Origin of the sequence: Hymenobacter psychrophilus (genome assembly GCF_900107135.1) — a bacterium.
In the GTDB taxonomy this organism is placed as follows: Bacteria; Bacteroidota; Bacteroidia; order Cytophagales; family Hymenobacteraceae; genus Hymenobacter; species Hymenobacter psychrophilus.
In genome coordinates this window covers 282307-296087 of the sequence record NZ_FNOV01000002.1, presented here as the reverse complement: position 1 = coordinate 296087, position 13781 = coordinate 282307, and the positions used below count along the sequence as shown (strand labels likewise).

The window sequence follows — 13781 nt, the reverse complement described above, 5'->3', positions numbered from 1 at the left end:
TCCGCTGCCCCAAGATACACGCTTGCCTCAGATTCCCGACCTTTGCGGCTTCACCTGAATCTACCCTATGTCTGCCAACCGCCGCGCCGAACCGTTTTACATGACCGCCACCACCCAGTTCGGGCTGGAAGAAGTGCTGGCCCAGGAGTTGCGTGACCTGGGCGCCAAAATCGAGAAGGTGGGGCAGCGGGCCATCGAGTTCAGCGGCAACCAGCAGCTGCTCTACGAAGCCTGCCTGTGGTGCCGCACCGCCGTGCGCATCCTGCGGCCCTTCGCCGGCTTCTCGGCCCCCGACGAAAAAGCCCTGTACCGCGAGGTGGGCCGCATCGACTGGAGCAAGTACCTGCGCCAGGATCAGACGTTTGCCATTACGGCCGTCGTCAACAAATCCAACCTGGAGCACTCGCTGTTCGTGGCCCAGCTCACCAAAGACGCCATCGTGGATCAGTTCCGCAACCGCACCGGCGAGCGGCCCAACGTGGATGTGCGCAACCCCGATATCCGGCTGCATCTGCACATGCTGGAAAACGAGGTGGTACTCAGCCTCGATGCCTCGGGCGAGTCATTGCACAAGCGCGGCTACCGCCAGCAAACCAACGTGGCCCCGCTCAATGAGGCCCTGGCCGCCGGCCTGCTGCTGCTCTCGGGCTGGGATGGCAAAACGACGCTCGTCGACCCCATGTGCGGTTCGGGCACCATCCTCACCGAGGCCGCCCTCATTGCCCAGCGCATCGCGCCGGGGCTGTACCACCAGGGCAAGTTCGGGTTTGAGCACTGGGCCGATTTCGACGCCGTGCTCTGGGAAACCGTGCAGATGGATGCCCGGCAGATGCGCCTGGAGGAGCCCCAGTGCTACATCGGTGGCTCCGACCTGAGCCGGGACTTTATCGAGCTGGCCCGCGAAAACATAGCCGCCGCCGACCTCGAAGACTTCATCCGTCTGGGCGTGCGCGACGTGAAGGATGCCGCCGCGCCTGCCCGCGCCGAGCCCGGCATCGTGCTCACCAACCCGCCCTACGGCGAGCGAATCGGGGAGGAAACCGAGATGGACGCGCTCTACAAAACCATCGGCGACACGCTTAAAACCAGCTTCCAGGGCTACGACGCCTACCTGTTCACCGGCAACCTAGAGGCCGCCAAGCGCGTGGGCCTCAAAGCCAGCCGCCGCATCCCGCTCTACAACGGCCCCATCGACTGCCGCCTGCTCAAGTACGAGCTGTACCGCGGCACCAGGAAGGTGGTGTAGAGACGCATATTTGCGTCTCGTCGTTGCTGATGTAGAACGGCGGTGCGCATCGGTCTACATCAGCAACGACGAGACGCAAATATGCGTCTCTACATCGTGCTAGCCTTTGTGTCCCTCTGTGGAAACCTCTACACGCCTCTGCGGGAAACACTATCAGGCGCAAATACCCCATCTTACCTCATGAAAAAGCTGCTGCTCCTATTGATCCTTCTGCCGCTGCTCACCACGGCCCAGTCCATCACCCGCGTGAACCCGACCAACTGGTGGGTGGGCATGCAGGAGCCCAAGGTGCAGCTGCTCGTGTATGGTCCGCAGGCCGGCACGCTCACGTATTCGGTCAGCTACCCGGGCGTTACGCTCACCGAAGCGCACACCACCGAGAACCCCAACTACACTTTTCTCGACCTGACTATCGCACCCGATGCCAAGCCCGGCACGGTGCGGCTGGTGGGCCGTAAGGGCAACAAGCTCATCACCCAGAAATGGGAGCTGAAGGCCCGCGACAACCGCCCCAAAGGCCAGGGCGTGACGGATGCTGACCTGATTTACCTGGCCATGCCCGACCGGTTCGTGAACGGCGACCCGAAAAACGATAAGTTCAAGGACCTGGCCGACCCCAACGCCGACCGCGCCAACCCCTTCCTGCGGCACGGCGGCGACCTGCAGGGAGCCGCCCAACGCCTCGATTACCTCAAAGAACTGGGCGTAACGGCCGTTTGGTTTACGCCGGTTATCGAAAACGACCAGCCCCTCACCGACGAGGGCGGCAACATGCGCTCGGCCTACCACGGCTACGGTTTCACCGACCATTACGCCGTGGACCGGCGGCTGGGCGGCAATGCGGCCTACCTCAGTTTCGTGCAGCAGGCCCACGCCATGGGCCTGAAAGTAGTGCAGGACGCCGTGTACAACCACGTGGGCATCAACCACTGGTTTATCAAGGATTTGCCCTCGAAGGACTGGCTGCACCAGTGGCCCAGCTACACCAACACCAGCTACCGCCAGCAGCCCATCACCGACCCGCACTCGGCCAAAATCGACCGGCTCGTGACCACCGACGGCTGGTTCGTGCCCTTCCTGCCCGACCTCAACCAACAGAACCCGTATGTGGCCAACTTCCTGATTCAGCACGCGCTGTGGTCGGTGGAAATGTTTGGGGTGGATGCCTGGCGGATTGACACCTATATGTACAACGACCAGCCCTTCATGAACCGTTGCAACGCGGCGCTGCTGGCCCAGTATCCCAACATCCACATCTTCGGCGAGTCGTCGGTGAACAACGTGGTGGACCAGGCTTATTACGTGCGCAACAAGATGGATTTTCCCTTCAAATCCAACCAGCCCGGCGGCCTCGATTTCGTGCTCGAAAGCGGCATGCTAGCTGGCCTGAAGGAGGTAGGTACGCCTGCCGCCACCGGCTGGGACAACGGTGCCCAGCGCGTGTATCAGGCCCTGGCCCTCGACGGCGTGTACCAGGACCCCACCAAGCTCGTCACCTTCCTCGACAACCACGACCACAACCGTTTCCTCTCGGAAGTAGGGGAGGACGTGGCCAAGTTCAAGCTGGGCCTGACCTGGATGCTGACCACCCGCGGCATCCCGAGCATCTACTACGGCACCGAAATCCTGATGAAGAACTACAAGGACCCCTCGGATGCCGAAGTGCGGCGCGACTTCCCCGGCGGTTTCCCCGGCGACAAGGACAACAAGTTCACCGCCGCCGGCCGCACGGAGGTCGAAAACGATGCCTTCAATTTTGTGCGTACCCTGGCCACCTACCGCCGCGACCATCCCACGCTTAGCTCGGGCCAACTGATGCAGTACCTGCCCGAAAACGGCCTCTACGTGTACTTCCGCTACGATGCCGCCGGCACCGTCATGGTGGCCACCAACACCACCGATAAGCCAGCCAGCCTGCCCACCGCCCGCTTCACCGAGCGCATGAGCGGCTTCAGCAAAGCCAAAAACGTGCTAACGGGCGAGCAACTGGCCGACCTGAGCACGCTGCAATTGCCCGCCAAAACGGCCGTAGTGCTGGAGCTGACAAAGTAACTAACGGCCAATAAGTTCAAAGCCGGAAGCCACCATAATAGCAGATTTCGGGAATTAATTCACGGGCCGGCAACGGAGGCAAGTAGCGGGTTGCAGTAGTTATCAGCTGATTGGTAAGGGCTGTTATAAGCAGAAGTCATCCGGACTGCCAAGTGCCGCAAAGCGTTGACATATCTTGCATACACACTCAAAAAGTCTTGCTGGCTATGCTGAAAATTATTGCCATCGTGGTAGGCTGCTTGGTGGTAGCGGCGACTACCGGAGCCCTGTGGGCGTTTTCCCTGGGCCAGCGTTCCATCAGATACACCCTACACCTGACGCTGCTCGATACTGCTGGCCAGCCGTTGCCTCCGCAACGGGTCGTTGTCTGGAAACAGGGCTACCCCCTACGGGAGCTGCGCTCCGACGCGGCTGGTCAGCTCACACTGGTAGCTAGGGAATCGTTCGGGACCAGTATTATTTTTGGTCCGAATCGTCCTGAAGCCATTCCCATTCGCCTTCACTTACCCGAAGTATCGCCGTTGTTTTATTGGTTCAACATCAAGCAAACAGGCCCTCTTGCCCCGTACGAGGTCCACAACGACTACTACAGCTACAACTACAAGCAGTGGGTCGGCGACTTCGACGCTACCCATGCTACTCGTCGCCATATTGTGCCTTCCGACCCCAGCCAAACGTTTTATGCAGTGCCTCCCAATGGCGGAGAGGTTTTGCGCTGGCAGGGTAACGCCAAGCTGGAGCGTGGCCCCAAGCAGCCTGATGGCAGCTACGACTACCGCCTAGACCTCATGCTGCAGCAGAGCGGAATGGAAATTATTCGGTGAAGCCGGTTGGTAGCTGAGTGAACGACGATGCGCTTAGAATTGCCGCCGCCGCCCGCCAAAATGACCGTGGTGCTGGAACCGGGCAAGTAAAACGAGCCGTAAAAACCCTGCGCCCCCATTGGGCCCCGGTGGGGCGGCATATCGGTAGCCGACAGAGACCAAAAAACATCAGAGCCCCGGCGGGGCGACACAAACAATTGAACAATTTGTGTCGCCCCGCCGGGGCTCTGGTACTGACTGGGTGGCTCTATGCTACCAACATACCGCCCCGCTGGGGCGTGTATACGGTTGCCTTTCGCGTGCTCCGGTCTTACTTCTGGTAAGCTTTGCAAGCCTCTACGCAGGCGCGGCAGGCTTCGGCGCACTGCTGGCAGTGCTCATGCTGGTGCTGGCCGCACTCGTCGGCGCACTTCTGGCAGATTTCGATGCACTCCTTCAGCACGTGCTGGGCGTGGTCGGAGCCGCGGGCAATGAACGCGTGGGTGAGGCGGCAGATGTCGGCGCAGTCGCGGTCGAGGCGGATGCAGGGCACCATCATCTTAATATCGTCTTCGTGCAGGCAGGCGGTGGCGCACATTTCGCAGGCGGCAATGCAGCGGGCGAGGGCGTCGAGGACTTGCTGGTTCTGGGTGGCGGAGCTGTTGGGCTGGTTCATAGGAAAAAGGGAATAAATTAAACGAATTGTAGCCTCTTGTACGCGAGTCCACTCCGGTTGGCCGTGCACGATTCGGGGGGCTTCGTGCACGATTCCCGCTATCCGGGGGTTATCTTCACCTGTTGCCCCGCCGCCATTTACCTTACCTTTACGCTATGTTATTCGCCGCCGAACCCCTCGCCCCAACCATCGAATCCGCCCGCCTCGTCCTGAAGAAATACTACGGCTACGACGCGTTCCGGCCGATGCAGGAGGACATTATCCGCAACATTATGGGGGGGCAGGATACGGTGGTGCTCATGCCCACCGGGGGCGGCAAAAGCATCTGCTTCCAGGTGCCGGCCGTGGTGCAGGAGGGCGTCTGCATCGTCGTCTCGCCGCTCATTGCCCTGATGAAAGACCAGGTGGAAGCGCTGAAAGCCAACGGTATTCCGGCCGCCTACATCAACTCCAGCATTGGCAGCAGCGAGGCCAGCAACATTGCCGCCGACTGCCTCAACGGCCACCTCAAGCTGCTCTACGTGAGCCCCGAAAAGCTGCTCTCCGACGGCTTTATGGCCTTTCTGAAGCGCCTGCGGGTGAGCATGTTTGCCATCGACGAAGCCCACTGCATCAGCTCCTGGGGCCACGATTTCCGGCCCGAGTACACCCAGCTGCGGGTGCTGCGCGAGCAGTTTCCGCAGGTGCCCATTATCGCCCTCACGGCCACCGCCGACCGCCTCACCCGCCGCGACATTCAGCAGCAGCTGCGCCTGAACAAGCCGAAAGTTTTCCTGTCGAGCTTCGACCGGCCCAACCTCAACCTCATCGTGCGGCCCGGACAGGATAGGGTAGGAGGCATTCTGGAGTTTCTGGAGCGCCACCAAGGCGAGGCGGGCATCATTTACTGCCTGAGCCGCAAGCAGTGCGAAACGCTGGCCCAGAAAATCCAGGCCAAGGGCATCAAGGCCGGCTACTACCACGCCGGGCTCACGCCCAACCAGCGCAGCGCGGTGCAGGAAGGGTTTTTGAAGGACGATTTGCAGGTGATTGTGGCCACCATCGCCTTCGGCATGGGCATCGATAAGAGCAACGTGCGCTGGGTGATTCATTACAACCTGCCCAAAAACATCGAGGGCTACTACCAGGAAATCGGCCGCGCCGGCCGCGACGGCACGCCCGCCACGGCCCTGCTGTTCTATTCGTTCGGCGACGTGATGAGCCTGCGCGACATGCTCACCAAAGAAAACCCGCAGCTCACGCAGCTTAACCTTACCAAGCTGGAGCGCATGCAGCAGTTTGCCGAGGCCGCCGGCTGCCGCCGCCGCGTGCTGCTCAACTACTTCGGCGAAACCCTGCCCCACGACTGCGGCAACTGCGACATCTGCCGCAACCCACCCACCACCTTCGACGGCACCGAAATAGCCCAGAAGGCCCTCTCGGCCCTGGTGCGGGGCCGCGAGCGGCTCAGCATCAGTTTGCTGATCGACGTGCTGCGCGGCATGCGCAACCAGGCCGTGCTCAGCGGGGGCTTCGACCAGATTAAAACCTACGGTGCCGGCCGCGACCTGCCCTACCTCGACTGGTACAGCTACGTCCACCAGATGCTCAACGACGGGCTGGTGTACATTGCCTACGAGGAAGGCTACGCGCTGAAAATCACGGACCTGGGCCGGGAAGTGCTCCAGGGCCAGCGGCCGGTGTCGATGAAGAAGTTTCAGCCCGCCGAGAAGGCCGAAAAGAAGCCCCGGGGGCGCAAAGCCGCCGCTGCTTCGGCGGCTGCGCCCACCTCGCGCGAGGCGCAGCTGTTCGAGGCCCTGCGCGCCCTGCGCAAGCGCATCGCCGACGAGCAGGGCGTGCCGCCCTACGTTATCTTCACCGATGCCACGCTCACGGAAATGGCCGCCGAGCGGCCCGTCAACCGGGTGGCCATGCTGGGCATTTCGGGGGTCGGGATGAAGAAGTTCGATACCTACGGCGAAGCGTTTATCCGGGAGGTAATGACCCACGGCGGCAACCCCGCCGCCCAGGCCGAGTTCGATGATGAGCTGCCCGCCGGCCTCGACCCCGACGATGCCGCGTCGGCCCGGGCGCCGCGCAAAAGAGAAGCAAGCAAAAAGGAGGTGAACACCGAGGCCGGCTCGACTATCGATACCACCTTCCAACTTCACCGCATGGGCCTGAGCCCCGAGGCCATTGCCGAGCGCCGGGGCTTAGCCCTGAGTACCGTGCAGAGCCACCTGGGTACGTTGTATACCAATGGTGCCGAGCTGCGGCTGGAAGATTTTCTGACGCCCCGGGACTTGGCCAACATCCAGACCGCCGTGGCTCAGCTCGGCGGCCAGCCGCTGTTGCGTGACCTGTTCGACCACCTGCGCGAAGACTACGACTATTTCCGGCTGCGGCTGGCCCAGCAGTACTTCCGGCGCCAGCGCGGCGAATAAATAGGCAAGTGTGGAGTTGTGGTTTGGGCTCTGGTAAGCTGGTTTGGCGGCGCCCGGTAGTGTCGGGCTTCATGGACCGGCAACTGGTGGCGCATCGCAAAAATTTTAGTAAATTTTTCGGCTAATTGAATTAGTATTATCGTAACGGAGTTCCTATCTTCGTGAGCCGGTCCATACTTGCCCTTTTCGTCCCGTTTCCCCGGCTCTCCCTGCGTTATGATCAACACCAACCTCAAATTCTGGCGGCGCGAACTGAGTCTTACCCAGGCCCAGATGGCCGAAAAGCTGGGTATCAAACGTTCGTTGGTGGGCGCCTATGAGGAGGGCCGTGCCGAGCCCAAGCTGGCCACGCTCGTAAACATGGCCCGCCTGTTCGGCATCACGCTCGATGCGCTGGTAACCACCGACTTTAGTAAGCGGAAAAACGCCAAAGCTGCCGCCCAGCTGCAGGCCCAAAATGCCCAGATGGCGGCCACCGATACCAGTGCCGTGCACGCGGGCGGTGGCAAGCTGCGCATCCTCGCTCTCACCGTCGACCGGGAGCAGAACGAGAACATTGAGCTGGTGCCCCAAAAGGCTGCTGCCGGCTACCTCAATGGCTACGCCGACCCCGAGTACCTGGAGGAGCTGCCCAAGTTCCGCCTGCCCATGCTGGGTAGTTCGGGCACTTTCCGGGCTTTTGAAATTGCCGGCGACTCGATGCTGCCCATTGCCAGTGGCACCGTTATCGTGGGCCGCTACGTCGATGACTGGCTCAACCTCAAGGACGGTACGCCCTGCATCATCGTTAGCAGCAAGGAGGGAATTGTGTTCAAGCGTGTATTCAACCGCCTGAAAGACAATGCCATGCTGGCGTTGCATTCTGATAATCCGCTTTACTCACCCTACGAAATCGACGTAGAGGACGTGGTGGAAATCTGGGAGGCGAAGGCCTATATCAGCAGTACTTTCCCTATTGCCGACCTCTCGTTGAGCCGTTTGGCCAGTATTGTGCTTGATTTGCAGCAGCAGGTGAGCACGATGAAGAAAGTATAGGGTAACTGTCGCCTTATCTTAGGCGGAAGGGCAGTTGCTCACAAGTGGTTCAACAAGGACCAGCGAAGCTTTAGAGAGTTCATTTTCCCGGCCCTGCTACTTTCAGCGGTAGCAGGGCCGGATCTTGATAAGTAGGTTGCCTAACTTCCGGGGGCCGGCTGCGTAAATCGGGGCAGTATTCACTTGTGTTCTCTTTCCCGATGTTGAAACTGATTCCTGCCACCGACCGCTACCACGCTACGCCCACCAACTGGCTCAGCAGCTATTACCTGCTGAGCTTTGCTGATTACAACGACCCCGACAACGAGCACTTCGGCCCACTACGGGCGTTCAACGACGCCACAATCCAGGGCAAAGGCGGCTACCCGCAACAGCCTCGCTCCGAGATGGAGATTGTGACGCTGGTACTCGACGGCGAACTGCAACACGATGATACGGTGGGCAACCGCGGTTCCATCAAGAAAGGCGATGCGCAACGCATTACGGCCGGCACGGGCCTGGCCCACGCCGAGATGAACGCCACCGACACGCCCACCCATATCTACCAGATCTGGCTGATGCCAAGCCAGAAAGGGCTGGCACCCTGCTACGAGCAGAAGGACGTCAGCCTGTTTGGTACCAGCAACAAACTAATTCCAGTAGCCTCGGGCCAGAAGGTGCTCGAAGATCTGCTGTACGTCAATTCCAACAGCACCATTTACTGGTGCAACCTCGACGCCGACGAAACAGTCCGCTTCAAAACCTTTCCCATTCGCAACACCTTCATCTATGTACTCGAAGGGCAGATTTTCGTGAACGGCCTCGACGTGGGTACCAGCGACCAGCTACGGGCCACCGACGAGCACGTGCTGGAAATTCGGGCCACGGCTGATGCACGGTTTGTGCTGCTTGATCTGCCGGCTACTCCGGCCAACTATTAACCCTATTGCATGAGCATTTCCTTTCCCGAAAGCCTGATTCCGGCCGCCGAGGCCGACCGGCTACGGGCGTTGCACCTTTACCAGATTGCCAATACCTCGCCCGAGCCCATTTTCGACGATTATGTAACCTGGGCGGCGCAGTTGTTCAGCACTCCGATTGCCATTATTTCGCTGGTCGATGAGAAGCAGGTCTGGTTTAAGGCAGTGGCCGGGGTTGAGGGCATTACCAGTCTGCCGCGTAACGCCAGCCTGTGCTCGGCAGCCATTCTGGTCGATGAGCCCATCATCACCTCCGACTACTCGCCCGACAGTTGCCGACTCATTAATCCTGATGTGGCTCAGCAGATGGGGCTGAACTTTTATGCCGGTTCGGCCCTGCGGATGCCGCCCGATAACTCCCGTATTGGTATGATGGCCGTTATCGGGCGCGAGTACCGCATATTGTCGGGACCGGAGGAGCAGGTTTTGGAGCAGCTTGCCGGGCTGGTTAGCAGCACTATTGAACTGCGGTTTCAGTACCTGCATGCCCAGCAACCTGCTGGTTGGGAAGCCGCCCAGCGCGAGCTGGCCGCCACCCTCGAGGACAACGCTACGCTCGTGCGCTACCTTGCGGCCCGCAACCAGGGCCTCAACCTCGATGACTCTGAAATTCACGACCTCGTTATGCGCCGTGTTGCCGGAGTGACCAAGGTGTTGGAACGCCGGTTGGAAGCATTGTTGGGTGCCTCCTGATCAATGGGTGTACGTCAGTAAAAAAGAGAGTCGCCCTGATTGGGACGGCTCTCTTTTTTTACTCAGCGAATATGGCCAATTAGGGCGTGACAACTGCATGCTGTCGGTTTGCTTTTTGGCAGTTCTGCCCCAGCAACCAGCATTAGGGTTGGCTCGCGGTAATTACATCGTGTACTTGCGGCCTTTGTTTTTTTCTTTCAAATAGGCCATCAGGGGCTGAAAATATTCGACCATAGCGCGAGCCGAGAGGTCTTCGCCGGTTTTCTCCTTGAGCACCGTGCGCCAGTCCTTGCTCGCGCCGGGCCGCATGATGTCGGCCAGGAAGGTGCCGACTTCCTTGTTGCCGTAGTAGTTGGTAGCGTGCGGGTCCTGATGCAGAATCTGCTTGGCAATGTGGTCGTGGAGCTGGAACAGGATGATGTAGCTCAGGGCATAATCGTAGTACTGGGCCGGGTCGTCGTTGATGTGCGTTTTGGTGGCCGGATCGAGGAACTGCTCACCGCGGGTGCTCGGCGGCACGATGCCCTGGTACTGCTTGGCCAGCTCCCACCAGCGGGCGTTGAGCTGGTCGGCGGGCAGGTTATCGGCGTAGAAGCTGTTTTCCCACTCGCTCATCACGCCCGAAGCAAACGGAATAAACACCACCGAGCCCAGCGCTTCTTTCAGCAACGACTGCATCTCATCGGTTTTTACCTTGGGGTCAATCAACCCCAGACCAGCCAAAAAGGGCTTCTGGCGAGCCGCCAGGCCCATCAGGGAGCCCATGGCCTCGTGGTAGGCCCGGTTGGCGCCGCCGCGCAGTAGCACCGGTACTTCGGGGTTGGTGTAGCTGAGGTAGTAGTAAATGTGGCCCAGCTCGTGGTGCGTGGTTTCGTACCACTCGGTGTTGGGCTCCACGCTCATCAGGCTGCGCACGTCCTGCTCCAAGTTCATGTGCCAGGCCGAGGCATGGTTGTTCTTTTTGTAATCGGCCCCCTTAGACAGCGGATACAGGCTGGACTTCTCGTAGAACGAAGCCGGTAGGGCCGGGAAGCTTAGGCTTTGGTAGAAGCGCTCGGCCTGCTGCACCTGCCACTCGGCCCCTTTCTTAGCCAGCACAGGGTCGAGGTTCAGGCCCTTTACGTCCACCATGCTGCTCCAGTCCTGGCCCCAGCGGTTGGGCAGCCAGGATGCAGGCAGGTAGTCGGGCACCTGCTTTACGCCGTACTGCTTGGCCAGCTCGTAGCGGGCGTAGGTGTGCAGCTCGCGGTAGAGCGGGCGCAGTTCCTGATTAAGCTGGCGCACCAGCGTCATCATCTCCTGCCGGTTCAGGCCGTAATCGGAAGCCTGGTAAGTGAAGTAATCGGGGTATCCCAGGGCCTGCACCGTCTGGTTGCGCAGGTCGCGCAGGTTCAGCAAGCCACCTTTCAGCGTCGGCCCGATTTCCTTGCTGGCTTCCCAGAGTTGCTGCCGCCGGACCGGGTTCTTCTCCTTGCGCAGCAGCTCATCGAGGTCGTTGGTGGTTACCGATTTGCCCTGATACTTATAGTCGAAGCCGTAGAGCTTTTCGGTCTGCTGAGTTTCGGCCTTGATGCGGGCTTTCACCACATCGGCAATGGTTTGGGGCGAGTTGGCGGCGTTGTAGAGGGCGGCTTCGAGCTGCTTCACTTGCAGTTCGGTCAGCTCGCTCTTGTGCTCTAGCAGTTGGCGCAGGCGGGTAATATTTTCCGAGGAGCCAGTGAAAGCGGCCATCCGCTCGTTGGCGCGGGCCGTGGCGCCGGCGTTGGTCGTGTCGCCGGCCACGATGTGGGTGTTGGAGCGCCACTCGGCCTCAGCCGAAGCCGTATAGAGGCGCTGATATTCACCCGAATAATAGTCGAGGTAGGTTTCGGCCAGCGCCGTCCAGTTGGGCGCAGCGGCCACGGCGGGCTGCTCGGCCGGGGGCGGCGTGGTGGCTACCGGAACCTGGGCAGTAGGGGCGCAGGCCGTGAGTAGCGCGGCGGCAGTGAAAACGGGGAGAAAGATTCTTTTCATCACCACAAATTAGTCCCATTCAAGTTAATTCCGTCGAGCCGGACTTATCCCTCCATAGGAGCAGCAGGAACTAATGCGTTGTAAAAAGCCTCGAAACTGGGTGCAATCAGCATTTCAACCGCGTCATCGGCATCAATCCACAGGACAGCAGGCTCTGGGCTGGTGCGGTAGTCGAGCGTGACCCACCAGTGGCCTTCGCCCCATAACAGCACTTGCCGCTCGGGCAGGTCCCATTCCTCGGTCATGTAAGGCGTATCAAGGATGTTCAGGTTCGATTGCAGGCCTTCATCAGTTACAATGCCGAATAGCCCGTGCATTCTTATGCGGTTCTCCCTCCAGGGAGCTTGAGGCATGGGAAAGTCGAAGGTGTTGGTCGAGCCGCCGTTCTGCAGCCGCAACAGTGTTACCAGCAGTGGCGGCAGTTGCACATCCAGCAGCTTCTCCGCGGTACGTACCATCTCGTCGGTCAGTGGCGGATTTTTGGGGTTGTTGGTATCCCAAAAAGCGTGGAGGTCGATAGCCATATAGTAGCTGTTAATAAAGAATTAAACGGCTGCCTCCTGGCCTAAATGGCAGTCCTTATACTTCTTGCCGCTGCCACAGGGACAGGGCGAATTCCGGCCGAATTTGCGGCGGCTGCGCATAGTTTTAAGCCACTCGCGTGGGTCGGTGGCGCGGCGCAGAAAGCGTTTTTTGGGGTTTTGGCGGAAGGCCCGCAGCAGCAGGGCGTACAGCTCCGGATGGTGCTGCTGCAGCTTCTCGGGCTTCTCGAAGAAATACTCCGTCACGACGGCAAAAAATTCGGCCTCATTGGTGCCCGCGTAGTCGTTGATTTCGGAGTTGCCAGCCCGGATAGCCTCGATTTCGCGCTGCATCACGGCCTCCCACTCAGGGCGTAACTCGGCCGGCAGCGTCGCGGCAGGGATGCCGTCAATTACCCCGTCGGCCTCGTCGAGCAAATGGGCAAACTCGTGGATGCCCACGTTCTGCTTGTCCAGTGCATCCTGGAAACCGCGCTCCAACGACGTTTTGGAGAGGCGCATGTAGTGGGAAGTCTGGAAACCCTGCACACTACCGAGCAGCGTGCCTTCGAGGCCTACGTACTCTCTGTTCGGGTCGCGCTGCTGGGTCCAGGCATCGGGTACTACCAGTACCTCGCTCAGGTTGCCGTACTCCCAGTCGGGAAAGCCGAACACCGGGATAATGGCCGAAGCTGCTACCAGCAGCCGGGTGGCATCGTCGAGCTCGGTTTGCACGCCCGTAATACGGGTCTGGGCCATGAACAGCTGCACGCGCTGCTCGAAACGCTTTCGGTCACCTTCGGTGAGCGAGAGGTAAAAGGCTACCCGCTCGCTGAGTACCAGCCGCCAGGCGGCCGGAAACTCCCGGGCCAGGGCGGCTTTTTTCAGGCGGGTATCCTGGGTGAGGTAGCGGTAGAAAAAGAAGCCTACCAGGGCCAACAAGGCAAGAAAGAACAGATAATTCATGAGTCGCTAAACGGCCGGCCAGCGTTCAGGGTTGGCCAGTCGTTTAGCGGCTCGGTGCCTATACTTCCACGGCCAGGTGTTCGCGCAGCCGCTCCCGCAGCAAATCCACCAGCAACGGGCTCATCAACTGAAATTTGTCGGGGATGCGCAGGTTGATGACGCGCTTGCCCTCCAGTTCGGGGCCGAACTTCTGGCGTAGGATATCGGTGTGGCGGCGCTCCATCACCAGCACTACATCGGCCCAGCCCAGGTGGCCGGCCGTTACGCGCACCCTGGCCCCGGGCTCGGTGCCCGCCGAGCGGGCCTCACAGTTCGGGTGCTGCTCAAACAGCCGCTCGGCCGTCAGGCTTCGCCAGCGGTTCTGGCTGCAGATGAACAGGAGTTTCATCAGCTA

The 13781-nt window shown here is 60.2% G+C and carries 12 protein-coding genes; 7 read left to right on the top strand and 5 right to left on the bottom strand.

Annotation, left to right across the window (positions count from 1 at the left end; all coding sequences use genetic code 11):
- Window positions 1-67: 67 nt before the first annotated feature.
- The 3 genes from BLW21_RS03735 (at window position 68) to BLW21_RS03725 (ending at window position 4122) form a co-directional block, all read left to right on the top strand.
- Window positions 68-1246 (top strand): THUMP domain-containing class I SAM-dependent RNA methyltransferase, encoded by a 1179-nt coding sequence (locus BLW21_RS03735; protein WP_092738066.1) that lies wholly within the window; start codon window positions 68-70, stop codon window positions 1244-1246.
- A 180-nt stretch (window positions 1247-1426) separates the two neighbouring features.
- Window positions 1427-3298, top strand: coding sequence for an alpha-amylase family glycosyl hydrolase (locus BLW21_RS03730; protein ID WP_092738064.1), 1872 nt, complete (start codon window positions 1427-1429; stop codon window positions 3296-3298).
- Between the two features lie 206 nt (window positions 3299-3504).
- Window positions 3505-4122 (top strand): hypothetical protein, encoded by a 618-nt coding sequence (locus BLW21_RS03725; protein ID WP_139255070.1) that lies wholly within the window; start codon window positions 3505-3507, stop codon window positions 4120-4122.
- A gap of 310 nt (window positions 4123-4432) precedes the next feature.
- Here the strand turns inward: BLW21_RS03725 and BLW21_RS03720 are convergent, their stop codons facing one another.
- Window positions 4433-4777, bottom strand: coding sequence for a four-helix bundle copper-binding protein (locus BLW21_RS03720; protein WP_092738060.1), 345 nt, complete (start codon window positions 4775-4777; stop codon window positions 4433-4435).
- A gap of 155 nt (window positions 4778-4932) precedes the next feature.
- On the opposite strand from BLW21_RS03720, the gene recQ reads away from it, so the two are divergent.
- The 4 genes from recQ to BLW21_RS03700 all read left to right on the top strand — a co-directional run bounded on the left by recQ (window position 4933) and on the right by BLW21_RS03700 (window position 9887).
- Window positions 4933-7200, top strand: a complete 2268-nt coding sequence (recQ, locus tag BLW21_RS03715; protein WP_092738058.1) for a DNA helicase RecQ — start codon at window positions 4933-4935, stop codon at window positions 7198-7200.
- 216 nt (window positions 7201-7416) lie between these two features.
- Window positions 7417-8235: a LexA family transcriptional regulator gene (locus tag BLW21_RS03710; protein WP_092738056.1), complete on the top strand. Its 819-nt coding sequence runs from the start codon at window positions 7417-7419 to the stop codon at window positions 8233-8235.
- 200 nt (window positions 8236-8435) lie between these two features.
- A complete protein-coding gene (locus BLW21_RS03705) occupies window positions 8436-9155 on the top strand; it encodes a pirin family protein (RefSeq protein ID WP_092738054.1) in 720 nt (239 codons plus the stop codon).
- Window positions 9156-9164: 9 nt separating this feature from the next.
- Window positions 9165-9887 (top strand): GAF domain-containing protein, encoded by a 723-nt coding sequence (locus BLW21_RS03700; RefSeq protein ID WP_092738052.1) that lies wholly within the window; start codon window positions 9165-9167, stop codon window positions 9885-9887.
- 162 nt (window positions 9888-10049) lie between these two features.
- On the opposite strand, the gene BLW21_RS03695 is transcribed toward BLW21_RS03700, so the two are convergent.
- From BLW21_RS03695 to BLW21_RS03680, 4 genes are read right to left on the bottom strand one after another with little or no spacing between them, the layout of a single operon-like run.
- Window positions 10050-11900 carry a M2 family metallopeptidase gene (locus tag BLW21_RS03695; protein WP_092738050.1) on the bottom strand — a complete coding sequence of 617 codons (1851 nt, stop codon included), beginning with the start codon at window positions 11898-11900 and terminating at the stop codon, window positions 10050-10052.
- Window positions 11901-11944: 44 nt separating this feature from the next.
- A complete protein-coding gene (locus tag BLW21_RS03690) occupies window positions 11945-12424 on the bottom strand; it encodes an SMI1/KNR4 family protein (protein ID WP_092738048.1) in 480 nt (159 codons plus the stop codon).
- Between the two features lie 21 nt (window positions 12425-12445).
- Window positions 12446-13387, bottom strand: a complete 942-nt coding sequence (locus BLW21_RS03685; protein WP_092738046.1) for a M90 family metallopeptidase — start codon at window positions 13385-13387, stop codon at window positions 12446-12448.
- A 58-nt stretch (window positions 13388-13445) separates the two neighbouring features.
- On the bottom strand, window positions 13446-13775 hold the full coding sequence (locus BLW21_RS03680; RefSeq protein WP_092738044.1) for a low molecular weight protein tyrosine phosphatase family protein: 330 nt from the start codon (window positions 13773-13775) through the stop codon (window positions 13446-13448).
- Window positions 13776-13781 lie beyond the last annotated feature (6 nt).